Raw genomic sequence first — 24,193 nt, 5'->3', positions numbered from 1 at the left:
ATGAAAAAACCAACTTTCCAACCGAATAATCGTAAACGTAAAAAAGTACACGGTTTCCGTACGCGTATGAGTACTAAAAACGGCCGTAATGTATTAGCTCGTCGTCGTCGTAAAGGAAGAAAAGTATTATCTGCATAGGCCACTGAATGTCAGTGGTCTTTTTCTACTTTTAAAAGAAGGAAGTTATGAGTAGAATGTTGAATGATTAAGTTCAGATAATATCTTGGATGCTTGAGGTGTACGTACATGAAAAAGGAGCAACGGATCAAGAAAAATGAAGATTTCTCGTCCGTATTTAAAAAAGGGCAGTCCGTTGCCAATCGGCAATTTGTTCTGTATTCCTTAAAAAAAGAGGGACAAGCTAGTTTTCGAATTGGGTTGTCGGTCAGCAAAAAGGTAGGGAATGCTGTTGTGCGTAATCGGATTAAGCGTTATGTAAGAACGGTGTTCCAAACATACCAAGATGAGCTTCCAGGCGGCTATGATTTTGTCATTATTGCAAGACATCCAGTTAGTGAGATGGATTTTCACCAAGTGGAATCAAGTCTTAAGCATGTGATGAAAAAAGCTCGTCTTTTAAAAAAAGTTGATCATACGTCACAAAAATGATTAGAACTTTCTATTAGTAAGTACTTATCATTCTAAGGTAGAGTTCTGATTGATTCGTGCGTTCATATAAATAGAACGAAGATGGACAAGGAGGAGAGCTCGTGCTCAAGAAGTTTGGCCTAATAACAATGATAATTGGTCTGCTCTTTGTTATGACTGGGTGTTTTGACATTGATCAGCCGATTACAAGAGACAGTGAAGGGTTTTGGAACTCTTACTTTGTTTACCCTCTATCATGGCTCATTATTTATTTTGGAGAAGCCTTAAATAGTTACGGACTTTCTATTATTGTCGTAACCATTTTATTACGTCTTTTAATTCTTCCGCTTATGATTAAGCAGACGAAGAGTGCAAAAGCAATGCAGGCGATCCAGCCTGAAATGCAAAAACTACGTGAGAAGTATAGTGCGAAGGATCAAAAAACGCAGCAAAAACTTCAGCAAGAAATGATGGCGATGTTCCAAGAACGCGGTGTAAACCCGTTAGCTGGGTGTTTGCCGTTATTTGTACAAATGCCGATTTTACTTGCGTTTTATCATGCGATTATGCGTACTGATGTCATCGGTAACTATTCGTTCTTATGGTTCGAACTTGGTGCACCAGATCCATTTGTTTTGCCGATTGTTGCAGGGATCACAACATTCATCCAACAAAAGATGATGATGGTCACAGACAATCCGCAGATGAAGATTCTTCTTTATGTAATGCCAGTTATGATTTTTGTCTTTGCGATGTTCTTCCCAGCAGCTCTTACGCTATACTGGGTAGTAGGTAACCTTGTTATGATTACTCAGACGTATTTCATTACAGGTCCAAACGTTGGCAAAGATAAAACGGCAGAAGCTGCAGCAGGAGGGAAGAAAAAGTGACCCATGTGACTGTATCAGGTAATACGATTGAAGAAGCTGTTCAAAAAGCATTGTTGGAACTTGAAACAACGGAAGCACGTCTTTCTTATCAAGTAGTCTCTGAACCGAAAAAAGGTTTTCTTGGATTTGGATCAAGACCCGCAACAATTGAAGCTCACATCAAGCCTGATCCGATCATGGAAGCTTATTCATTTCTCGAATCGACCGTTACATTAATGGGTGTTTCTGCAACGATTGTTCAAGAGGACATTGATCAAGGCGATAAACAAGTTCGCTTTGATATAAAAAGTTCGAATGAAGCAGGCCGTTTAATTGGGAAGAGGGGGCAAACGCTTGAGGCGCTTGATTACCTCACCAATCTTGTTGCTAACCGCCATAAAGAGGCAGGATTTGTAGCTGTTGAAGTTGATGCTGAAAATTACAGAGAGCGGCGCAGAGAAGCTCTAATGCAGCTTGCTCATCGCGTGGCTGAAAAAGCAAAAGCAATAAATAAACCTGTTTCACTTGAACCAATGAGTGCTAAGGAACGAAAAATTATTCATTCAACACTGCAGTCTGTTTCAGGTGTTGAAACCTATTCAAAAGGGCAAGGACGGGATCGTCATATTGTTGTCCGAGCGAAATAAGGATTAATCAGGATGGCTCTTTTTGAGTCATCCTTTTTCTCTGAAAATAACGAGAGCCTATGACATAGCTTTTCAAGTAGGCGTGTGCTATTCTAAACATTTAGGAGTTACTTTTTTAATGTTGTATGTAACCATATCATAGATGTTAACAATAGAAAGAAAAGGAAAGACTGTGAGGTGAAGGATGATGGAATTTGATACAATAGCTGCGATTTCTACGGCTCTTGGCGAGGGGGCGATCGGGATTGTTCGCTTGAGCGGTGATGAGGCCGTGGCAATTGCTGATAAGATCTATAAAGGAGCAAAGCCGCTTTCTGAGGCTGCTTCTCATACGATCGTGTACGGCTATATTATGGACGGTGAGACAAGAGTTGAAGAAGCGATGGTCTCAATTATGCGTGCTCCTCGCACATTTACAAGGGAAGATGTTGTAGAAATTAATTGTCATGGCGGACTGGTATCTGTAAATAAAGTGCTGAAGCTCGCATTAAAGCATGGTGCAAGATTAGCTGAACCCGGTGAATTTACAAAGAGAGCCTTTTTAAATGGACGAATTGACCTTTCTCAAGCAGAAGGAGTGATGGACTTAATCCGAGCAAAAACGGATAAAGCAATGAATGTCGCACTCGGCCAAGTTGAAGGACGTTTGTCGAAGAAAATAGCTATCCTGCGCCAAGCCTTGCTTGAAACGGTTGCTTCAGTAGAAGTGAATATTGATTACCCGGAATATGATGCAGAAGTCGTAACACATGACTTATTAATAGAAAAAGCGAATTTCGTCGAACGTGAAATTGACAAGCTTCTTGGGACGGCGAATCAAGGAAAGATTTTAAGGGAAGGTCTGTCTACTGTTATCGTAGGCCGTCCTAACGTAGGAAAATCTTCATTATTGAATAGCTTGGTTCATGAAGAAAAGGCGATTGTCACAGATATTGCAGGTACAACTCGAGATGTGATTGAAGAGTACGTCAATGTACGAGGAGTCCCGCTGCGTTTGGTAGATACGGCAGGAATTCGTGAAACAGAGGATATGGTTGAACGAATTGGTGTCGAACGATCTAGACAGGTATTAAAAGAAGCGGAATTGATCTTGCTCGTATTAAATTACGGCGAGGAATTGTCTAGTGAAGACGAGGCGTTGTTTGAAGCAGTCAAACATTTAAATGTTATTGTAATTGTGAATAAGACAGATGTTGAACAGAAAATTGACTTGAATCGTGTAAGGGAGCTTGCAGAGGGCCGTCCGGTTGTCACTACTTCTCTTATAAAAGATGAAGGAGTCGATGAACTTGAGAGTGCAATTGCTTCACTGTTCTTTGAAGGAGATCTTGAGAGCGGTGATGCAACATATGTATCAAACTCTAGACATATCGCATTATTAGAACAGGCAAAATCCACTATTCAAGATGCGAAGTCAGCGATTGACATGGGTGTGCCGATTGACTTAGTGCAGATTGATATTACTAGAACGCGGGAGCTTTTAGGAGAAATTATTGGTGATAGTGTACATGAAAGTTTAATTGATCAGCTGTTTTCACAGTTCTGTTTAGGAAAATAAATAATAAGGAGGTTTTATTATGAGTTATAACGGTGGAGATTTCGATGTTATCGTCGTTGGTGCAGGACATGCTGGTGTCGAAGCGGGACTTGCATCGGCTCGGATGGGTGCTAATACGTTAATGTTAACGTTGAATTTAGATGCAGTTGCCTTTATGCCGTGCAACCCTTCAGTCGGAGGTCCGGCAAAAGGGATCGTTGTGCGTGAAATTGATGCATTAGGCGGTGAGATGGGCCGTAATATTGATAAAACGCATATTCAAATGAGAATGTTGAATACAGGGAAAGGCCCTGCCGTACGTGCGCTGCGTGCTCAAGCAGATAAATTTCTTTATCAGCATGAAATGAAAAAGACGATTGAAGAACAAGAGAACCTTTTGCTTCGTCAAGGGATGGTTGAACGTCTTATTATTGAAGATGGTGAGTGCAGAGGGGTTATTACCAATACAGGAGCAGAGTACCGCAGTACATCTGTTGTTATTACAACTGGAACATACTTGCGTGGAAAAATTATTCTAGGGGAACTGGCATATGAAAGCGGACCGAATAACATGCAGCCATCTGTGCAGCTGTCCTATCACTTGCAAGAACTAGGCTTTGATATGGTTCGCTTTAAAACAGGGACACCTCCGCGTGTAAACGGGAATACCATTGATTATGATAAAACAGAAATTCAGCCAGGGGATGATACACCTCGTGCATTCTCATATGAAACGACGAAATATATTACAGATCAGCTGCCTTGCTGGTTAACTTATACAGGTGAAGAGACGCATCAAATTATTAACAACAACCTATCACGTTCTCCTATGTATTCAGGGATGATTGAAGGAACAGGTCCACGTTATTGTCCTTCTATTGAAGATAAGATCGTTCGTTTTAATGATAAGCCGCGTCATCAAATCTTCTTAGAGCCAGAAGGCCGTAATACGACTGAGGTATACGTTCAGGGGTTATCAACAAGCTTGCCTGAAGATGTTCAACTTAAGATCTTAAAATCTATTCCTGGACTCGAACAAGTTCGTATGATGAGACCAGGTTATGCGATTGAGTATGATTCGATTGTGCCTACTCAATTATGGCCAACTCTTGAAACAAAGAAAGTGCCTGGTTTATTCACTGCAGGGCAGATCAATGGTACATCAGGTTATGAAGAAGCAGCGGGCCAAGGAATTATGGCTGGTATTAATGCAGCACGTAAAGCTAAAGGAGAAGAATGCCTTATTTTAGACCGCTCCGAAGCTTATATCGGTGTGCTGATTGATGACTTGGTGACCAAAGGAACAAATGAACCATACCGCCTTTTAACCTCTCGTGCTGAGTATCGTTTACTTCTTCGTCACGACAATGCAGACTTGCGCTTAACGGAAAAAGGCTATGAAATGGGTCTGATCAGTGAGGATCGCTTTAACCGTTTTGAACTGAAGAAAGCAGAAATTGCAGCTGAGAAAAAGCGTCTTGAAAAGATTATTATTAAGCCGTCTGATGAAGTAGCTGCTGTACTTCAAGAAGCAGGAGCCACTCCTTTAAAAGAAGCTGTGAGTGCTGCTATGCTCTTAAAACGTCCTGAATTAACGTATGCACATGTGTCTAAATTAATCGAGGCACCTGAATCTGAAATTAGTGATGACGTAGGCGAACAAGTAGAAATCCAAGTGAAATATGAAGGGTATATTGAAAAGCAGCTCCAACAAGTCGATCGTTCTAAGAAAATGGAAAGCAAGAAGATTCCTGAAGATCTTGATTACCATGCGATTAATGGGCTTGCCACGGAAGCGAAACAAAAATTGAGTGAAGTACGCCCATTATCAGTCGGACAAGCATCGCGTGTATCCGGTGTAAATCCAGCGGATATTTCAATTTTGCTTGTTTATTTAGAACAAGGGAGATTAGCAAAGGTAAAGTAAAGGCTTGGAGGCTATTAAATGAGTAAAGATGTATTTGTATCATTAGTAAAAGAACGCGGAATTGACTTGAGTGAAAAGCAGCTTCAACAATTTGAGCGTTATTTTAACATTCTTGTTGAGTGGAATGAAAAAATGAATCTAACTGCCTTAACAAGCGAGGAAGATGTATATATTAAGCATTTTTATGATTCAATTTCAGCAAGTTTTTTCTATTCATTTGAAGCAGGACAAAAGATCATTGATGTTGGCGCTGGGGCTGGTTTTCCAAGCATCCCTCTTAAAATTTTATACCCGGAAATACATGTGAGCATTGTTGATTCTCTTAAAAAACGTATCGGGTTTTTAGAGCATTTAGCAAGTGAACTCGAGTTAGATGGAGTAGCCTTTTATCACGATCGTGCTGAAACCTTCGGACAAAATCCAGCACATCGTGAACAATATGATATTGTAACCGCTCGTGCAGTAGCTAGAATGTCTGTGTTAGCTGAGCTATGCTTGCCGCTCGTAAAAGTTGGCGGGGAGTTTATTGCAATGAAAGGTGCTGGAGCTGAAGGCGAGCTTACAGATGCTAAAAATGCGCTTATCCAACTAGGGGCTAAAGTGAAGGATGATCATACGTTTAAGCTGCCAATTGAAGAGAGCGAACGTCATATTATGATTATTGAAAAGCAAAAAGCGACAAAGAAAAAGTATCCTAGAAAGCCGGGGACTCCAAATAAGCAGCCGTTGTAGATCTCTATAGGTCATGTTTCACGTGAAACATGACCTTCCTTTTATAAGCGTGACACAAGGTTTTACTTGACGGTATAGGAGAAAGCAGGATATAAAAGAACTAGGAATAAAAAGAAGGAAATTGGCAGTCTTTATCGAATATAGCAAGACGGTTATTATCAGAAGGTGGTGTCAGGCGATGAAGCAACCGTTTTCACGCCTATTTGGCTTTAGTGATAAGCATGAAGAGGTTGAAGTGAGCGGGAATGAAGAAGTACAGCAAATTGCAATTGCAGATATTGTTCCTAATCGTTTTCAGCCGCGGACAGTATTTGATGAGGAACGGATTGAAGAACTCGCTCAGACCATCCGTACCCATGGTGTCATTCAGCCAATTGTTGTACGTGAACGCGATGGGAAGTATGAGTTAATTGCAGGGGAAAGACGATGGCGTGCTGTGACAAAGCTTGGTTGGGAGAAGATCCCTGCTTTAGTAAAGGAATTTAACGATTCTCAAACAGCATCAATTGCCTTGATCGAGAACTTGCAGCGCGAAGGATTAACTTCGATTGAAGAAGCTATTGCGTATGCAAAATTAATTGAACTTCATGGACTAACACAGGAAAGCTTGGCGCAAAGATTAGGCAAAGGTCAATCGACTGTCGCGAATAAATTACGTCTGCTTCACCTGCCTGAAATAGTCCAGCATGCTATTTTAGAACGTCATATATCAGAACGACATGCAAGAGCCTTGCTTGCTTTGAAAAATGAAGAATTACAAGTCCAGCTTCTTGAAGAAATTGTCGAGAAGCATTTAAATGTGAAACAAACGGAAGAAAGAGTTCGAGTGCTTCTTGAAGGGCAGCCTGAACCTAAGAAAAAAGCAACGCGGAAATCATATCCAAAAGATATGCGAATCGCTATGAATACCATTCGACAATCAGTTGATATGGTTTTAAAGAGTGGTTTGCAGGTGGATGCCGATGAAGAAGAGAATGAAGAATTCTATCAATTTACGATTCGTATACCTAAAAAATAATCTATCGACAATCGGTAGATTATTTTTATTATTAGTTGATTAAACATATCTAGCGAGAGATGAAACGGCACTTTTAGAGAAACAGTATAAGTCAGAAAAGAAATTTTGAACTCACGCAACTTTCTAAATTTTTTCATGTGAACTGTGTTAAAATGAAGTGGAACTTATCAAATTTTGAACGATTATTACAAACCATTCATTCAAACATGTACGTTAATGATGATAGTGTACATACATGATTTATTAAGATAATAGTTGTTTCACATACAACAGTAAGGTGAACGGAAAGTGGGTGACAGCATGGCCAAAGTCATTGCTGTAGCAAATCAAAAAGGCGGAGTTGGAAAAACAACAACGGCTGTTAATTTGAGTGCTTGTTTAGCTTATATTGGAAAAAGAGTTCTATTAGTTGATATCGATCCTCAAGGAAATGCTACAAGCGGAGTAGGTGTTGAAAAAGGCGATGTAGATGAATGTGTATATGACATTTTGGTCGAGGATGTTGAGGCGGTTAGCGTTATCAAAAAAACATCGGTAGAAAACCTTGATGTCCTGCCGTCTACCATTCAACTTTCTGGAGCTGAAATAGAGCTTGTACCGACGATTTCACGGGAAGTTCGTTTAAAAAGAGCGCTGCAGACTGTATCGAAGAATTACGATTATATCTTTATTGATTGTCCTCCCTCGCTAGGTTTATTAACGATTAATGCTTTGACTGCTTCAGACAGTGTATTGATCCCAGTTCAATGTGAGTACTATGCCCTCGAAGGATTAAGTCAGCTTCTAAATACTGTACGACTTGTACAAAAGCATTTAAATACAGAGTTAGCTATTGAAGGGGTTTTATTAACAATGCTTGATGCTAGGACGAACCTCGGTATTCAAGTTATTGAAGAGGTGAAAAAATACTTTCGTGAAAAAGTATTTGATACCATCATCCCTCGTAATGTGCGTTTAGGAGAAGCGCCGAGTCATGGTCAACCGATTATTATTTATGATGCCAAATCTCGGGGTGCACAAGTATATGTAGATCTAGCAAAGGAAGTGGTGTCTAGTGGCTAAAGGATTGGGCAAGGGCTTAAAAGCCTTTTTTCCAGAACATAATGAATCAGCTCCAGATTCAGTCCAAGAAATTGCTATCAATGAAATAAGACCGAATCCATATCAACCACGAAAGCTTTTTTCAGAAAAAGCGATTGACGAGCTGGCCGAATCTATTCAAAGTCATGGAATATTACAGCCAATTATTGCAAGGAAAAGCATTAAAGGCTATGAAATTGTGGTAGGAGAAAGAAGATTCAGAGCGGCTCAAAAAGCCGGTCTTAAAGCGGTTCCTGTTGTTGTACGTGAATTAGATGAACAAAAAATGATGGAGCTTGCTTTAATCGAAAATCTTCAACGTGAAGACCTGAATCCGATTGAGGAAGCGATGGCCTATGAAAAGCTGATGGAGCATCTTGGATACACACAAGAGCAGCTGGCATCTCGTCTTGGTATGAGCCGCCCGCATATAGCGAACCATATCCGTTTGCTGCAGCTGCCTAAGCCGGTGCAGGAGTTTATCTCAGAGGGTACGTTATCAATGGGGCATGGAAGAGCTCTACTTGGTGTGAAAGACAAACAAAAACTCGCAGTATTAGTTGAAACGATCATCAATGAGAGTTTAAGTGTTCGCGAGGTTGAAGAGTTAGTTAACAAGATGAATGACCGTGTTTCACGTGAAACGTCTCGTAAGAAAATTCAGCTTACTCCGCAGCTAAAAGAATATCAGGATACGCTGCGTTCTCGTTTTGGTACATCGGTGTCTATTAAGCCGGGTAAAAATAAAGGTAAAATTGAGATCGATTATTTTTCAGAAGATGATTTAGAAAGAATTTTAGCTTTGCTGAAATCTGAGAAATCTTAAGTGTTAAAATGACTAAGAACATGAATAAATGGAGAAGTCATCAATTATGATGGCTTCTTTTTCTAGCAGATATCAGGATTAAGCAAAAAGGAGAGTCTTTATGATTTATTTTGATCACGCCGCATCGTCTTATCCTAAGCCAAAAGCTGTAGGGGAAGCGATGATAGAAGCGGTGAATGAATATGCGGCTAATCCTGGAAGGGGCGGACACCAGCTCGCTGAAAGAGCAGGCCGAGTGATTCAGGAAGCAAGAAACGAATTAGCTGCCTTTTTTAATGCACCTAATGGCAAGCATGTTTGGTTTTATCAGAACGCAACGATGGCATTGAATCAGGCGATAAGCGGGTTTCCTTTTGAAGAAGGGGATCATATTGTGACAACAGCCTTTGAACATAATTCTGTCTTAAGGCCCCTGCATCAGGCTGCTAAGCTAAGAGGCATTTCGGTTACGTATATCCAACCGGATGAAGATGGCATCATTTCAATCGATGAGATGAGAGAGGCTGCAGGAGAGCGTACGAAAGCAATTATTGTTTCACATGCTTCTAATGTGACGGGCGCTATTGTTCCTTTAAAAGAGGTGAAGCAGATTGCCGAAGAGGTTGGTGCCATCCTTATTGTCGATGCCTCACAAACAGCAGGAACCTTGTCCATTGATATGGAGAGAGACGGAATTGACCTGTTGGCATTTGCAGGCCATAAAAGTTTATTAGGACCCCAAGGGACAGGGGTCCTAATTTCTAAGCATGATTATCAGCTTGAGCCCCTTATGCACGGAGGCACTGGGAGTTACTCAGAGAGCAGTACTCAGCCTTCTGAGTGGCCGGATCGTTATGAGGCAGGGACATTGAATACACCGGGGATTGCAGGATTACTCGCCGCTTTAAAAGATGTTAAAAAGCGAGGAATTGATGAGGTCTATCAACACGAGCAAAATCTTTTAGCCTTGTTCTTAGAAGGGCTTAGGAAGCTAGAAACAGCAGAAGTTTTCGGTCCTGCTCATTTACATCAACGATTAGCCGTTTGTTCCTTCCGGTTAAAAGAGGTGGAAAGTCATGAGCTGGCATTTATTTTAGATGAGCATTACGGAATGGCCGTACGAGCAGGCCTTCATTGTGCACCAATGACTCATCATGCACTTGAAACCGTTGATACAGGGCTCGTTCGTGTAAGTTTTGGCCCTTATAATACAGAAGACGAAGTCAAACAATTAGTAGAGGCATTAATAGAGATAGAGCAAGCATTTTAGAGAAGAGTAGGAGAGAGTGTAGAGATGGTGTTGACTGGGACGCTTGTAAATGGACTTGCCATCATAGTGGCAGCTTGTATTGGATTGTTAGTGAGAGGGATACCAGAGCGAGTGAAAACGACTGTCATGCAAGCAATCGCTTTGGCAGTTGTCGTGTTAGGGATCGACATGGGACTTAAGAGCGAACAGTTTTTAGTCGTTATCGGAAGTTTAGTCATTGGCGGATTAATTGGTGAGAAATTAGATTTAGAAAAGCGTTTAAATCAGGTGGGTGCTTTTATCGAAAGGAAGCTCGGCTCAAAAGAAGAGGGGTCGGTAGCAAAGGCATTTGTCACGACAACTCTTATTTATGTAGTAGGGGCAATGGCTGTACTCGGTGCACTTGACAGCGGACTTCGCGGAGATCATTCGGTTCTTTATACAAAAGCGATGCTTGATGGATTTTCAGCCATTATCTTCACTTCCACCTTAGGTATAGGAGTTATTTTCTCAGCCATACCTGTCGTGCTGTATCAAGGCGGGATAGCAATTTTAGCAACTCAAATTAATGCTTATGTTCCTAGTGAGCTGATGGATATGTTTATTGTAGAAATGACAGCTACAGGCGGAGTGATGATTGTTGCTATCGGGTTGAATATTTTAGGAATTTTGCAGATAAGGGTGGCTAATTTACTGCCAAGTATCCTTGTGGTTGCAGTATTAGTTACGGGCATTTATTTAATTTAATAGGAGATAATAAGAGATCAAAAAGAGACACCTTTAGACGGAAGCTCCGTTTAAAAAGGTGTCTCTTTTTTTGTTTTGAGAAAAATATTAGGCTTTAAGTTTTCGAGTAAAGACGTTGGCTTTGTTCGGTGCGGCAGCTGTTGATCTACAGAGTAAATGACATCAGAAATCGTATCAGCCATTTTCATAACGGTAAACAATCTAGTGTTCTGCAACACAAAATACTCCATCATTCCGCCGATATTGACGATTCCGGTGATATGGATATCACCAACAGCCGGCAATTGTTTGTTAACGGCAGCCCCTGGCTGAACAGGGCCATTGGCAAGTGAGATCTTTCCAATACTGTTCACTCGCCCTAAGCAAGCATCAATGGCTAAAATGTAAGGCCGGTAATGCGATTGTTCGATTTCCTTCATGCGGTCAGCCAAGTTAACGGCATGAACTGGCTTCTCAAGTGTTCCATACACATGAAAACGCTGCAGCTTTTTCTCCGATAATTTAGTACCAATTAATGGACCTAATGAATCTCCAGTTGAGCGGTCTGTTCCGATACAAACAATAATAAGTTCGCGGCGGGTGAGCTCATTTGTATGAGTGAAGAGATTGTGTATGAGTGTTGATTTGGCATCATCTTCATCCATGTGTACTCGAATAGGGGTCAAACTTTTTCCGAAAAGGCGATGGTTTGTACTCATAACATCGGCTCCTTTGCCATAGTAGTAGCAGTATACGGATATTTTTTCCTTTCTATACGTATAGTTGTGAAAATAGATTGTGAAAATTTAGAAAGATACCTTTATGGAGGTCATTCATAGGTTTCACGCAATGAAGGAGAGGAGGGTGCGGGATGTGGTCAGGCGGGTTTAAATGGATGTTTTTAATTATAGGTACGATGATTGGGGCTGGGTATGCTTCTGGTCGCGAGTTATGGGAGTTTTTTGGGGCCGAAAGCGGACTAGCCATCTTTTTATTTGCACTCTTATTTACGATTTGTACAGCGATCATTATGGGGATCAGCTATCAAAAACGGTCTAAACATTATTTACCGATCTTACATGTACTGATGGGGAAAAGGCTTACTAAACTATATGATTTTATGATCGTTCTCTACCTTTTCTCGACAACAGTAATAATGCTTGCTGGGGGCGGTGCTACTCTTGAAGTGCTTCATCTTCCATATTGGTTAGGAATTGTTTTTATCGGAGGCTGTGTCGTACTGCTTTTTGTATGGGATACAAAAGGAATGACGTCAATGAATGCAGTCATTATTCCTGTTTTAATCGTCTGCTTACTTGGTGTGTTGGTTGCTTTTCAGACGTTAAAAGGGTTTCCGATCTCTTTTCGATTAGATGAGCAGCATAATTGGCCGGCGGCGTTAACCTTTACATCTTTAAATGTTCTACCTCTTGTAGCCGTTCTTGCAGCCGTAGGAGGAGAAATTCGCCATAAGGGTGAAATTTGGATAGCGAGTTTAGGGAGCGGCCTTATTCTTGGAGGGATTTCCTTTTTATACAACGAATCACTGCTTCAAGTAGCTGGTGATATTATGCTTTACGAGATTCCTTTATTTGCTATTTTAAAGCACTATCCTTATTTTATGGTCATTGTGATGTCAGGCTTATTGTGGATGGCTATTTATACGACAGCAGCAGCAGGGGTTTTCGGTCTCATCTCTCGCTTACGAGGATATATAAAGGGGAAGGCGTGGCTGATTGCCTTATTCCTCATTTCGTTAATGGCGCCTCTTACAACATTTGGTTTTTCAACCTTAATTGCAATTTTGTATCCTCTATATGGCGTGTTGAATCTATATGTGTTTGGAAGCATCTTGCTTTATCCGATTTTAAACCATTCAGCCAGTGTGAAATAGTTGCTTCCTAGTTTGGTTTACTTGTCCCGTCTAATGTCGTTTTGGTGTATAATACTAAGCAACAAAATGGATAGCTTGGATAGGAGGGCCTAGGATGACAGATAAAGAATTTGCACTCGGGGATGTCGTAGAAATGAAGAAGCAGCATCCGTGCGGAGAGAATCGCTGGAAGATCATACGCATGGGAATGGATGTTAGAATTAAATGCTTAGGGTGTCAGCATAGTGTCATGCTTCCAAGAAAAGAGTTTACAAAAAAATTGAAACGGATTTTAGAGAAGGCGCCAAATTCATAAATAATTCTCAGAACAAGGTAGTGATTCATGATCATTACCTTGTTTTTTTGTGGGTCTGTATCTATAATTGGTAGGGATATTAAGAGAGTATGATCACATAGGGTGTACATTTGATAACTATGTGAATTTGATAAATAAAGGAAGTGAGCCGTTATGGCATTAACAACTGGGATTGTTGGATTACCAAACGTAGGGAAATCAACACTTTTTAATGCAATTACACAAGCAGGCGCAGAATCTGCAAACTACCCATTCTGTACAATTGACCCGAATGTAGGGATTGTAGAAGTGCCTGATCATAGATTACAAACGTTAACAGACCTTGTGGATCCTAAAAAGACAGTACCTACTGCATTTGAATTCACAGATATTGCAGGGATCGTAGAAGGAGCTAGTAAAGGCGAAGGACTAGGAAACAAGTTCTTATCTCATATTCGCCAAGTTGACGCTATTTCTCATGTTGTTCGTTGCTTTGCTGATGACAATATTACTCACGTATCAGGCAGCGTAAATCCGCTTAATGATATTCAAGTGATTAACTTAGAGCTGATCTTAGCTGATTTTGAATCAGTTGAAAAGCGAATCGGCCGTGTGGCAAAGTTAGCTAAAACAAGGGATAAAGAAGCAGTTGCTGAGCTTGAAGTATTAGAGCTTCTTCGTGATGCATTTGAAGAAGAAAAGCCAGCTAGAAGCATTGAATTTACAGAAGAACAAGAGAAGATCGTTAAGCAGCTGCACCTTCTGACAAGTAAGCCGGTACTATATGTTGCTAACGTTAGTGAAGAAGATCTTCTTTCTCCTGAAGACAATGATTACGTGAAGCAAGTAAAGGAATTTGCAGCTGGTGAAAACAGTGAAGTGATCGTAGTTTGTGCGAAAATTGAGTCGGAAATTGCTGAGCTTGAGGGCGATGAAAAGCAAATGTTCCTTGAAGAGCTAGGCATTGAAGAGTCAGGTCTAGATCAGTTAATTCGTGCAGCGTATAACTTGCTTGGCCTTGAAACTTATTTCACTGCAGGTGTCCAAGAAGTACGTGCATGGACATACCGCAAAGGAACAAAAGCACCTCAAGCAGCAGGAATCATCCACACAGACTTTGAACGTGGATTTATCCGTGCAGAGGTTGTATCTTATGATGACTTAGTTGATGCCGGTTCAATGGCAGTAGCCAAAGAGCGCGGAAAAGTTCGTCTAGAAGGAAAAGAGTATGTAGTACAAGACGGAGACGTAGTACACTTCCGCTTTAATGTTTAATTCTATTTACTAGATAAAACATATGAAAAGGTTTGGGCAGGAAGAAACGATCTTTAAGTGAGAAACCAACATCCACCTCTTAAAGTAGTTGTTGATTTCCGCTGCAGGCAATCGCTTTCCGCGGGCGGTCCGGGAGCCTCCTCATCGCTACGCTCTTGTGGGGTCTCCCCTGGCCACGCACATCCCGCAGGAGTCGATTGCCTTCCGCTCCAATCAACAGAGTGTGAAGAAAATAGAATACACTTGCACAAAGAAAGACGACTTGTTATTTCAAAAATGACTAACTCGTCTTTCTAATTTCAACAATAAATATCTTTAAATAGAATGGTTATATCTAACATGCTGAGAAACGAACCAGGCGCTAAACTTAGCGGATGAACTATACGGAGACTCCAGTGGGGACTAGAGCAAAAGTAAGATCCCGGAGTGCGATAGCACAAGGAAGCTCACTAGCTCCCCACGGAAAGCGAAGTATAGTTCAGGAGCGGTGTATAAGCACCCGCATTCGTACTTACTAGTTCATTTTCTCATTTATCAAAACATAGTTCCTAGTCTTTTTTCTATTGAGATGATGCTTGCACCCTATCTTTCATTCTGATATAATCTACTAATGCGAGTGAAATGACTCATTAGATGAGTTTTGCTCCTTGCTCCTTAAATGGAGCCGTTAGACCAAAAGGAGGTGACCGGAATGCGTAAGTACGAAATTATGTACATCATCGCTCCAAACCTAGAAGAGTCAGCAAACAAAGAGATTATCGAACGCTTTAATGGTGTTCTTACATCAAATGGTGCTGAAGTTGAAAAGGTTGAAGAGATGGGTAAGCGTCGTTTAGCATACGAAATCAACGATTATCGTGAAGGTTTCTACGTGCTTTTAAGTGTACAAGCTAACTCAGAAGCGATTGCAGAATTTAACCGTCTTATCAAGATTAACGACAACGTTATTCGTGTCCTAATCACTAAAGACGAAGAATAATTAATGAAAAAGTGGGAGGGGTACGGATGCTAAACCGTGTCATACTAGTTGGACGTTTAACGAAAGATCCAGAGCTGCGTTATACGCCGAGTGGAGTAGCAGTAGCGAACTTTACGCTCGCGGTAAACCGTACATTTTCAAATCAGCAAGGAGAGCGCGAAGCAGACTTCATCAATTGTGTTGTTTGGCGTAAACCTGCTGAGAATGTGGCTAATTACCTTAAAAAAGGCAGCCTGGCTGGTGTAGACGGCCGAATCCAAACTAGAAGCTATGACAACAATGAAGGCCGTCGTGTCTTTATTACAGAAGTTGTAGCGGAAAGTGTGCAATTCCTAGAACCAAGAGGAGCAAGTCAAGGACAAGGAAATGCGTATGCAGGAGGCGGAGCACCAACTGGTGGAAACGATTATAGCAGGCAGAATCAACAACCAGATCGTCAATCTGGCGGATTTAACGATGATCCTTTTGCTAATGATGGCAAACCAATTGACATCTCGGATGACGATTTACCATTCTAATGCCTCTTCTGCTTATTTAACGAAAAAGAAGCATGAATTATAAAACATTTCTATTGAAAGGAGTGCTGTCCAATGGCTCGTCGTGGTCGTCCAAAGCGTCGTAAGGTTTGTTTCTTCACTGTAAACAAAATTACGAAAATCGATTACAAAGATACAGATCTTCTAAAGCGTTTCATCTCTGAGCGTGGAAAAATTCTTCCTCGCCGTGTAACTGGAACGTCTGCTAAGTATCAACGTCAACTTACAACAGCAATCAAGCGTGCTCGTCAAATCGCTTTATTGCCGTATGTAAATGATGTTAACTAATAGCATAATTTATAAAAGCATGGTAGAGCTTCTACCATGCTTTTTGTTTTAGGCGCATACTCTATGTCTGTGCTGCTGTTTCTTTGCTTTTATCACTTAGTCTATGCATAATTTTCTTCTGATCGATTAAGATGATGAATAAGAGATTAGAGGATAGTGTTTGGCTGAGAGCTTTAATTTTCCTCGCAATTACGCTAAAATAGACAAGGATATGAGAAACTGTCAAAAATCCTTGCTTGTAAGCAGGTTGATGGTTGGTTGGAAAGATAAATGAGGTGAATGTGTGAAACAAACGAGAACACTAACAGAAGGAGCAATACTCGGAGCTCTTTTTGTCAGTTTATTAGCCATTACGCTGTATGTTCCATTCGCTGCTTATCTTACGATGTGGGCCCTGCCGCTTCCTTTTATCTTATTTGTAGTAAGAAGAGGGTTGAAGCCAGGATTCATGCTTGTTGCTGTAGCGATTTTGCTTTCTTTTATGATCGCAGGTGTTATTGGAGTACCTGGGGCATTATTTTTTGGAAGCGCGGGACTTGTGATAGGTGAGTTATACCGCCGGAAGTTAGCACCTTTTAATGTGTTAATTGGCGGGAGTTTAATATATATGTTAAATATGCTGCTTGTCTATGTGGGGCTGTCATTAGTTATGGATGAGAATCCAATCAGCTTTATGTCAGATCTCTTGCGCGAGCAGATTCGTCTTGCGGAATCTACATTGATCACAATTGGACAAGATCCTGCTGATTCACTAGCACCTATGTATGAAATGGCAGATATGATTGTCCATTTAGTTCCGATTATGATTATTATGAGCGGGATTGCTTTAGCTGTCTTAACAGTACTGCTTGCCACACTTATTTTACGCAGGCTTGGTACAAAGGTTGAGAAATTTCCTCCGTTTCGAGACTGGCAGTTCCCTAAGTCATTCTTATGGTATTACTTAATTGTCATGATTTTATTGTTAGTAGGACAAGAAGAAGGTTCAACGATGTACATTATTGTATGGAACCTCCTGCCGCTGCTTGAGATTGTGATGATGGTCCAAGGTTTTGCGTTTATATTTTATTATTGTTACCATAAAAAAGTTAACAAAGCACTTCCAATTATTATTGTTATTGTTACATTGATTATAAACCCTTTGACACAGCTTATTCGTATTCTAGGGATTATTGATTTAGGCTTTGATCTACGTAAACGTATTAAAAGCGAGAAAAAATAGGAGCTGACACTATGCCGAAGTTCTTAATGAAGCGGTGGCATGGCTACCACGTAATTGCCCTATTTGCCGTAGCGGTGATTTTCAGCAGTGTGCTGATGATCTATCACTGGCAGGTTGGCGTCATAGGTTTATTTATATTAGGTGTGCTAGCCATCTACACGTCACAAGCGCGTTTTGCGTTTGAACGTGATTTAGAAGCGTATATCCAAACGCTTTCCTACCGTGTAAATAAGGCGGGGGAAGAGGCAGTCATGAAGATGCCTGTAGGAATTCTCCTTTATAATGATGATAAGATCATCCAGTGGGTTAATCCCTTTATAAGCCAACATATTGCTGATGATTTAATTGATAAAAGCTTGGACGATTTACATGATGAGCTGGTTCCGATGATTGAAGACAATGTTGAAGGTGATGTGATCACTTTAGGGTCAAGGTCTTATCATGTTACGTTTGAACCGACAGAGAGGTTAATTTATTTTCAAGATGTAACAGAAAAGGAAGAGACAATAGAATTATATGAGGACACGAAAACGGTTGTCGCTCTTATTTATTTAGATAATTATGATGAAGTGACGCAAGGAATGGAAGATCAAGTGAGGAGCCGGCTCATGAGCCAGGTCACTTCTGCTTTAAATAAATGGGCAAATGATAATGATATCTTGCTCAGACGAACAGCTTCTGACCGATTTGTTGCAATTATGAACTATAAATCACTCATGCAGATTGAAGAAGTTCGCTTTGATCTGCTCGATGAAATTAGAACGCTGACAGGCAAAGAAAAAGTTCCTATTACTCTTAGTATCGGGGTGGGTACGGGTGAGACCTCATTGCGTGAGCTAGGAAAGCTTGCTCAGTCAAGTTTAGACTTGGCTTTAGGACGCGGCGGAGACCAGGTAGCCATCAAGCAAAAGAACGGAAAAGTCCGCTTTTATGGTGGAAAGTCAAATGCAATGGAAAAACGGACACGTGTTAGAGCAAGAGTCATTTCACACGCGCTGCGTGATTTTGTCCTTGAAAGTGACCGTGTCATCATAATGGGCCACAAAAATCCGGATATGGATTCAATTGGTGCTGCGATTGGTGTTTTGAAAATTGCTGAAGTAAATGGGAAGGAAGGCTTTGTCGTCCTTGACCCGAGTGATATTAACCACGATGTTCAAAAGTTAATGGAAGAAGTTGAAAGTCATGAGGATCTTTGGTCGCAATTTGTTACACCAGATGAGGTTCTAGATTATGTAACAGATGACACACTTCTTGTCGTTGTAGATACGCATAAACCGTCGCTTGTGATGGAACCTAAGCTGCTTCCTAAAGTGGACCGGATCATTGTCCTTGATCACCATAGACGCGGTGAAGAGTTTATTGAGGATCCTGTTCTTGTGTATATGGAACCTTATGCTTCATCGACAGCAGAATTGGTTACAGAACTGCTGGAATATCAGCCGAAGCAGCTTAAGATGGACAGGCTTGAAGCAACATCGCTCCTTGCCGGAATTATTGTAGATACAAAGAGTTTTGCTGTGCGCACGGGAGCAAGAACCTTCGATGCGGCCTCATTCCTCCGCTCAAACGGGGCGGATACAACATTGGTTCAAAAGCTGCTTAAAGAAGACATGGACCAATATGTAAAGCGTGCTAAGCTGATTGAGAATGCAGAGGTATATCGCGAGGGAATGGCGATTGCTGTAGCTGATGAAAGTGAGAGCTTAAGCCAGATTGTCATTGCTCAAGCAGCTGATACCCTGCTTACAATGAAAGACGTAGCTGCATCCTTTGTGATTTCAAAGAGAAAAGATGATATGGTAAGCATAAGCGCCCGTTCGCTGGGTGATGTGAACGTCCAAGTCATTATGGAACGTTTAGAAGGCGGAGGACACCTTTCCAATGCTGCTACACAATTACAAGGTGTTACTCTCCAAGAGGCGAGAGAGAAACTAGAGAAGGCCATAGATGAAAGTTTAGAAGGGGGACAATAAGATGAAAGTTATTTTCTTAGAAGATGTTAAAGGTAAAGGAAAAAAAGGTGAGTTAAAGAATGTATCTGAAGGATATGCGCGTAATTACCTGCTTCCTAATAACTTAGCGGTTGAAGCAACAAAAGGAAATGTCGCTAATCTTAAAGCCCAAAAAAACAGCGAGCAGAAGAAAGCCGCAGAAGAGCTTGAGGCTGCGAAAAAATACAAAGAAGAGCTTGAAGCCTTAACGGTAGAAATTAAAGCCAAATCAGGAGAAGGCGGCCGTTTATTCGGTGCCGTATCAACAAAACAGATAGCGGAAACACTTTCCGGTATGAAAATGAAGGTAGATAAGCGTAAAATAATGCTTAACGACCCTATTCGCTCACTAGGGTATACGAATGTTCCTATTAAAATTCACCCAGAAGTGATAGCAACAGTGAAAGTTCACGTAGTAGAAAGCGAATAAATAAAGAAATACGCTTTTCTTTAGACGGTCTGATCTCTCTAGGTGCCAAGAATATCTTGCAATCCCTAGCAAGGTCAGACCGTTTTCATTTTTGTATGTTCGTTCTTATTTTTATATTTATTTTTTATAGAAAGGAAGTAGTGCAATGAGTGATTTATTTGCTGATCGTACCCCGCCGCAAAATATAGAAGCCGAACAAGCGGTACTCGGTGCGATCTTTTTAGCTGATGTAGCACTCGTCACCGCATCTGAACGCTTACTGCCTGAAGACTTTTACCGGGCCGCGCACCAGCGCGTGTATCAGGTGATGCTTGAGTTGGCAGAAAAAGGCGAACCGGTTGACCTAGTAACCGTAACTTCAGAGCTGCAAGACCGTAAATGGCTTGATGATATTGGCGGAGTAGCTTATTTAAGTGACTTAGCAAACGCCGTACCGACGGCAGCTAATGTGGAATATTACAGTAAAATTGTTGAAGAAAAATCAGTGCTGCGTCGTCTAATTAAGGTAGCGACGAATATTGCAGCAGACGGGTATACGAGCGAGGATGAAGTTGATGCGATACTCGATGATGCGGAAAAAACGATCTTAGATGTTGCCCAGCGCAAAAATACAAGTGCTTTTATTTCCATTAAAGACGTTCTCGTTGAAACGTATGATCAAATTGAATTGCTTCAAAACCAAAAAGGAGACATTACAGGGATCCCGACTGGGTTTGTGGAGCTTGATAATATGACAGCAGGGTTTCAGCGGAATGATTTAATTATTGTGGCCGCTCGTCCTTCTGTTGGTAAGACCGCTTTTGCTTTAAATATCGCTCAAAATGTAGCCACTAAAACAGACGAGAATGTCGCTATCTTTAGTCTAGAGATGGGAGCGAGCCAGCTTGTTCAGCGTATGCTTTGTGCGGAAGGAAATATTGATGCTCAGAGAATGCGTACAGGTGCTCTAACAGCAGAAGACTGGCAGAAGCTCACGATGGCAATGGGCAGCCTTGCTAAAGCTGGTATATATATAGATGATACTCCAGGCGTGAAGGTTAATGACATTCGTGCTAAGTGCAGGCGTCTAAAGCAGGAGCAGGGACTTGGTATGATCATGATTGACTATTTACAGCTGATCCAAGGAAACGGTCGAAGCGGCGAGAACCGTCAACAGGAAGTTTCAGAAATCTCTCGTACCTTAAAAGCGATTGCTCGTGAACTAGAGGTCCCTGTAATCGCCCTGTCACAGCTTTCTCGTGGCGTAGAGTCGAGACAAGATAAACGACCAATGATGTCTGATATTCGTGAATCTGGAAGTATTGAGCAGGATGCTGATATCGTTGCGTTCTTATATCGTGATGATTACTATGATAAAGAATCAGAGAATCAGAATATTATCGAAATCATTATAGCCAAACAGCGTAACGGCCCTGTCGGCACCGTTGAGCTAGCTTTTGTGAAGGAATATAATAAGTTCGTTAACCTAGAACGAAGGCATGACGAAAGAAGCATGCCGCCCGGAGCCTAGATACAATTAAAAATAGGCTTCGACATCAAAGTGTTTAACTGAATGGGATATGAAAACATAACAGTCGACCCCGCTTCTACTGAATAAGTACCACCTGCAGTAGTTGTCGATTTCCGCTGCAGGCACACGTGAGCCCGAGGAAGCTCAGCAGCTCACCGCGGAAAGCGAAGCATATTTTAGAAGCGGAGAATCCGCTATTACCTTGTTTGATGCATTTTATGAAATGACCAGACGACTTTTTTCATTTAGTGATGGAAAGTCGTCTTTTTTGTGCAATGTTGTCAACGCACTATCCATCTTTACTGTACGTAGTTTAAAAACACTTCTGTCCGGGCCTCTTTTTGCGTATAGTTTGCATCTTTTAGAAACAATCTAATCATAAATGTATTTCCCACACGAACGAATTTGTGTACATTGTATTAAATGTTCGGGTTTTATTGACGATTGACCTGTATGTTGATATACTTGTCAATGGATTTTGAAATTTCTCGGTTAGAACGTCCGAGACGGAGGTGCAACATATGTCATCAGTAGTGGTTGTAGGTACACAATGGGGCGATGAAGGAAAAGGAAAAATTACAGATTATCTTTCTGAAAAAGCGGAAGTAGTCGCTCGTTACCAAGGTGGAAACAATGCAGGACATACAATTGTTTTCGGCGGAGAGAAGTACAAGCTTCACTTAATTCCGTCTGGGATTTTTTATAAAGATAAAGCGTGTGTAATTGGAAACGGTATGGTTATTGACCCTAAAGCATTAGTAGAAGAGCTAAAGTATCTTCATGATCGTAATGTTGATACAAGCAACTTACGCATCTCTAATCGTGCTCATGTCATTCTTCCATATCACTTAAAGCTTGATATTGTAGAAGAAGAGCGTAAAGGTGCAAATAAAATCGGAACAACGAAAAAAGGTATCGGCCCAGCTTACATGGATAAAGCAGCGCGTATTGGCATCCGTATGGCTGATCTTCTAGATCGTGAAGTATTTGAAGAGAAGCTTGAGCGTAATCTAGAAGAGAAAAACCGTATGTTTGAGAAATATTATGAAGTAGAAGGATTTACTAAAGAAGAAATCCTTGATGAATATTATGAGTACGGACAGCAAGTAGCTCACTACGTGTGTGACACATCTGTAGTGTTAAATGATGCTCTTGATGATGGACGTCGCGTTTTATTTGAAGGCGCTCAAGGGGTAATGCTTGATCTTGATCAAGGAACATATCCTTTCGTTACTTCTTCTAACCCAATTGCTGGGGGAGTAACAATCGGATCAGGTGTTGGACCTTCTAAAATTCATCATGTAGTAGGGGTTTCTAAAGCGTATACGACACGTGTAGGTGATGGTCCATTCCCAACTGAGCTTCATGATGAGATCGGTGATAACATTCGTGAAGTTGGTAATGAGTATGGTACAACAACAGGCCGCCCTCGTCGTGTTGGCTGGTTTGATAGTGTGGTTGTGCGTCACGCTCGCCGTGTCAGTGGAATTACAGATCTTTCTTTAAATTCTATTGATGTATTAACTGGAATTGAGACATTGAAGATTTGTACGGCTTATAAGTATCGTGGTGAAGTTATTGAAGAATTCCCAGCTAGCTTGAAAGTTCTTGCTGAGTGCGAACCAGTTTATGAAGAGCTTCCAGGATGGACTGAGGATATCACTGGAGTAAAATCTTTAGATGAGCTGCCAGTAAATGCTCGCCATTATATTGAGCGCGTATCACAGCTTACAGGTATTCCTTTAACAGTCTTCTCGGTTGGACCTGATAGAAATCAAACAAACCTTGTACGTGGTGTGTTTGCATAATTGATCGAAACCGCCTAGACACGGTCTAGGCGGCTTTTTTATAAATTTGATCAGTTGTTAGACATCGTATAAAAAGCTAGAAAAAGATCTTGCGCTATTCGCCAAAGTTCGCTATTCTTAATGAGTGCTGAAGGCCCGCTAACGGTATGAAAAGTTTTTTAAAAAAGTTTTTAAAAAGCCTTGCACAGTTTAGGAATGCATGATATTATTATTCTTGTCGCTGAGAGTTACAGCGAACGATGACAAGCTTTACTGATTAAAGTGAGCGTCATTATCACTAAGAGCCATTAGCTCAGTTGGTAGAGCATCTGACTTTTAATCAGAGGGTCGAAGGTTCGAGTCCTTCATGGCTCACCATTTTCAACCTTTTATGAAAATGGCCCGTTGGTCAAGCGGTTAAGACACCGCCCTTTCACGGCGGTAACACGGGTTCGAATCCCGTACGGGTCACCATTTACATATTCATACTGGTCCGGTAGTTCAGTTGGTTAGAATGCCTGCCTGTCACGCAGGAGGTCGCGGGTTCGAGTCCCGTCCGGACCGCCATTTTACTTTCAATATTCATTGTGGTAAGATGGACAAGAATTAAAAGATTGGCTTGGTAGCTCAGTCGGTAGAGCAATGGACTGAAAATCCATGTGTCGGCGGTTCGATTCCGTCCCAAGCCACCATTTTTGCCGGTCTAGCTCAATTGGTAGAGCAACTGACTTGTAATCAGTAGGTTGGGGGTTCAAGTCCTCTGGCCGGCACCACTTTTATTAAAACGACAGATGTGCTTAGGCACGCTTTTTTTATTTCGTCTCTG

General features: G+C 41.2%; 24 protein-coding genes and 5 tRNA genes. 28 read left to right on the top strand and 1 reads right to left on the bottom strand.

What is annotated here, in order from left to right; translation table 11 throughout:
• The 12 genes from rpmH to BPOF4_RS19150 all read left to right on the top strand — a co-directional run bounded on the left by rpmH (position 1) and on the right by BPOF4_RS19150 (position 11,199).
• Positions 1 to 138 carry a 50S ribosomal protein L34 gene (gene rpmH, locus BPOF4_RS19205; protein WP_012960919.1) on the top strand — a complete coding sequence of 46 codons (138 nt, stop codon included), beginning with the start codon at positions 1 to 3 and terminating at the stop codon, positions 136 to 138.
• Positions 139 to 246: 108 nt separating this feature from the next.
• Positions 247 to 609 carry a ribonuclease P protein component gene (gene rnpA, locus BPOF4_RS19200; RefSeq protein WP_012960918.1) on the top strand — a complete coding sequence of 121 codons (363 nt, stop codon included), beginning with the start codon at positions 247 to 249 and terminating at the stop codon, positions 607 to 609.
• Positions 610 to 710: 101 nt separating this feature from the next.
• Positions 711 to 1,478, top strand: a complete 768-nt coding sequence (gene spoIIIJ, locus BPOF4_RS19195) for a YidC family membrane integrase SpoIIIJ (RefSeq protein WP_012960917.1) — start codon at positions 711 to 713, stop codon at positions 1,476 to 1,478.
• Positions 1,475 to 2,104 (top strand): RNA-binding cell elongation regulator Jag/EloR, encoded by a 630-nt coding sequence (gene jag / locus BPOF4_RS19190; RefSeq protein WP_012960916.1) that lies wholly within the window; start codon positions 1,475 to 1,477, stop codon positions 2,102 to 2,104. Before spoIIIJ ends, jag begins: the two co-directional genes overlap by 4 nt.
• A gap of 187 nt (positions 2,105 to 2,291) precedes the next feature.
• Entirely contained in the window at positions 2,292 to 3,662 is a 1,371-nt protein-coding gene (gene mnmE / locus BPOF4_RS19185; RefSeq protein ID WP_012960915.1) for a tRNA uridine-5-carboxymethylaminomethyl(34) synthesis GTPase MnmE, read from the top strand.
• A 19-nt stretch (positions 3,663 to 3,681) separates the two neighbouring features.
• The gene (mnmG, locus tag BPOF4_RS19180; protein ID WP_012960914.1) at positions 3,682 to 5,568 is read left to right on the top strand and encodes a tRNA uridine-5-carboxymethylaminomethyl(34) synthesis enzyme MnmG; all 1,887 of its coding nucleotides are present in this window, start codon (positions 3,682 to 3,684) and stop codon (positions 5,566 to 5,568) included.
• 18 nt (positions 5,569 to 5,586) lie between these two features.
• Complete coding sequence (gene rsmG, locus BPOF4_RS19175; protein WP_012960913.1) at positions 5,587 to 6,300, top strand: 16S rRNA (guanine(527)-N(7))-methyltransferase RsmG; 714 nt, start codon at positions 5,587 to 5,589, stop codon at positions 6,298 to 6,300.
• Between the two features lie 178 nt (positions 6,301 to 6,478).
• Complete coding sequence (noc, locus tag BPOF4_RS19170; protein ID WP_012960912.1) at positions 6,479 to 7,318, top strand: nucleoid occlusion protein; 840 nt, start codon at positions 6,479 to 6,481, stop codon at positions 7,316 to 7,318.
• Between the two features lie 300 nt (positions 7,319 to 7,618).
• Positions 7,619 to 8,380, top strand: a complete 762-nt coding sequence (locus tag BPOF4_RS19165; RefSeq protein ID WP_012960911.1) for a ParA family protein — start codon at positions 7,619 to 7,621, stop codon at positions 8,378 to 8,380.
• Positions 8,373 to 9,224 carry a ParB/RepB/Spo0J family partition protein gene (locus BPOF4_RS19160; RefSeq protein ID WP_012960910.1) on the top strand — a complete coding sequence of 284 codons (852 nt, stop codon included), beginning with the start codon at positions 8,373 to 8,375 and terminating at the stop codon, positions 9,222 to 9,224. The genes BPOF4_RS19165 and BPOF4_RS19160 overlap by 8 nt, the downstream gene beginning before the upstream one ends.
• Before the next feature lie 100 nt (positions 9,225 to 9,324).
• Positions 9,325 to 10,473 carry an aminotransferase class V-fold PLP-dependent enzyme gene (locus BPOF4_RS19155; protein WP_012960909.1) on the top strand — a complete coding sequence of 383 codons (1,149 nt, stop codon included), beginning with the start codon at positions 9,325 to 9,327 and terminating at the stop codon, positions 10,471 to 10,473.
• Positions 10,474 to 10,497: 24 nt separating this feature from the next.
• The gene (locus tag BPOF4_RS19150) at positions 10,498 to 11,199 is read left to right on the top strand and encodes a DUF554 domain-containing protein (RefSeq protein ID WP_012960908.1); all 702 of its coding nucleotides are present in this window, start codon (positions 10,498 to 10,500) and stop codon (positions 11,197 to 11,199) included.
• Positions 11,200 to 11,249: 50 nt separating this feature from the next.
• On the opposite strand, the gene yyaC is transcribed toward BPOF4_RS19150, so the two are convergent.
• Entirely contained in the window at positions 11,250 to 11,897 is a 648-nt protein-coding gene (yyaC, locus tag BPOF4_RS19145) for a spore protease YyaC (protein ID WP_012960907.1), read from the bottom strand.
• A 152-nt stretch (positions 11,898 to 12,049) separates the two neighbouring features.
• Here yyaC and BPOF4_RS19140 point away from each other — a divergent pair, with 152 nt between their 5' ends.
• The 16 genes from BPOF4_RS19140 (at position 12,050) to BPOF4_RS19065 (ending at position 24,140) form a co-directional block, all read left to right on the top strand.
• Positions 12,050 to 13,072, top strand: coding sequence for a YkvI family membrane protein (locus tag BPOF4_RS19140; RefSeq protein ID WP_012960906.1), 1,023 nt, complete (start codon positions 12,050 to 12,052; stop codon positions 13,070 to 13,072).
• Positions 13,073 to 13,166: 94 nt separating this feature from the next.
• The gene (locus tag BPOF4_RS19135) at positions 13,167 to 13,367 is read left to right on the top strand and encodes a DUF951 domain-containing protein (RefSeq protein ID WP_012960905.1); all 201 of its coding nucleotides are present in this window, start codon (positions 13,167 to 13,169) and stop codon (positions 13,365 to 13,367) included.
• Positions 13,368 to 13,520: 153 nt separating this feature from the next.
• Positions 13,521 to 14,621, top strand: coding sequence for a redox-regulated ATPase YchF (gene ychF / locus BPOF4_RS19130; protein WP_012960904.1), 1,101 nt, complete (start codon positions 13,521 to 13,523; stop codon positions 14,619 to 14,621).
• A 691-nt stretch (positions 14,622 to 15,312) separates the two neighbouring features.
• Positions 15,313 to 15,600 carry a 30S ribosomal protein S6 gene (rpsF, locus tag BPOF4_RS19125; protein ID WP_012960903.1) on the top strand — a complete coding sequence of 96 codons (288 nt, stop codon included), beginning with the start codon at positions 15,313 to 15,315 and terminating at the stop codon, positions 15,598 to 15,600.
• A 26-nt stretch (positions 15,601 to 15,626) separates the two neighbouring features.
• On the top strand, positions 15,627 to 16,118 hold the full coding sequence (gene ssb, locus BPOF4_RS19120) for a single-stranded DNA-binding protein (protein ID WP_012960902.1): 492 nt from the start codon (positions 15,627 to 15,629) through the stop codon (positions 16,116 to 16,118).
• 72 nt (positions 16,119 to 16,190) lie between these two features.
• Positions 16,191 to 16,424 (top strand): 30S ribosomal protein S18, encoded by a 234-nt coding sequence (gene rpsR / locus BPOF4_RS19115; RefSeq protein ID WP_012960901.1) that lies wholly within the window; start codon positions 16,191 to 16,193, stop codon positions 16,422 to 16,424.
• Between the two features lie 283 nt (positions 16,425 to 16,707).
• The gene (locus BPOF4_RS19110) at positions 16,708 to 17,646 is read left to right on the top strand and encodes a YybS family protein (protein ID WP_012960900.1); all 939 of its coding nucleotides are present in this window, start codon (positions 16,708 to 16,710) and stop codon (positions 17,644 to 17,646) included.
• Between the two features lie 11 nt (positions 17,647 to 17,657).
• The gene (locus BPOF4_RS19105) at positions 17,658 to 19,622 is read left to right on the top strand and encodes a DHH family phosphoesterase (RefSeq protein WP_012960899.1); all 1,965 of its coding nucleotides are present in this window, start codon (positions 17,658 to 17,660) and stop codon (positions 19,620 to 19,622) included.
• Position 19,623: 1 nt separating this feature from the next.
• Entirely contained in the window at positions 19,624 to 20,070 is a 447-nt protein-coding gene (gene rplI / locus BPOF4_RS19100) for a 50S ribosomal protein L9 (protein WP_012960898.1), read from the top strand.
• A 145-nt stretch (positions 20,071 to 20,215) separates the two neighbouring features.
• Positions 20,216 to 21,580 (top strand): replicative DNA helicase, encoded by a 1,365-nt coding sequence (gene dnaB, locus BPOF4_RS19095; protein WP_012960897.1) that lies wholly within the window; start codon positions 20,216 to 20,218, stop codon positions 21,578 to 21,580.
• Between the two features lie 521 nt (positions 21,581 to 22,101).
• A complete protein-coding gene (locus tag BPOF4_RS19090; protein WP_012960896.1) occupies positions 22,102 to 23,388 on the top strand; it encodes an adenylosuccinate synthase in 1,287 nt (428 codons plus the stop codon).
• 281 nt (positions 23,389 to 23,669) lie between these two features.
• Positions 23,670 to 23,745, top strand: a tRNA-Lys gene (locus tag BPOF4_RS19085).
• A 21-nt stretch (positions 23,746 to 23,766) separates the two neighbouring features.
• A tRNA-Glu gene (locus tag BPOF4_RS19080) sits at positions 23,767 to 23,841 on the top strand.
• Between the two features lie 16 nt (positions 23,842 to 23,857).
• Positions 23,858 to 23,934 (top strand) — tRNA-Asp (locus BPOF4_RS19075).
• A gap of 49 nt (positions 23,935 to 23,983) precedes the next feature.
• A tRNA-Phe gene (locus BPOF4_RS19070) sits at positions 23,984 to 24,059 on the top strand.
• 5 nt (positions 24,060 to 24,064) lie between these two features.
• Positions 24,065 to 24,140: transfer RNA gene (locus BPOF4_RS19065), tRNA-Thr, on the top strand.
• The last annotated feature ends 53 nt before the right edge of the window (positions 24,141 to 24,193 follow it).

It is taken from the genome of Alkalihalophilus pseudofirmus OF4 (genome assembly GCF_000005825.2).
Taxonomy (GTDB): domain Bacteria; phylum Bacillota; class Bacilli; order Bacillales; family Bacillaceae_D; genus Alkalihalophilus; species Alkalihalophilus pseudofirmus.
Note: the sequence above shows the minus strand (reverse complement) of the source record. Positions and strands in the feature narration are given on the sequence as shown.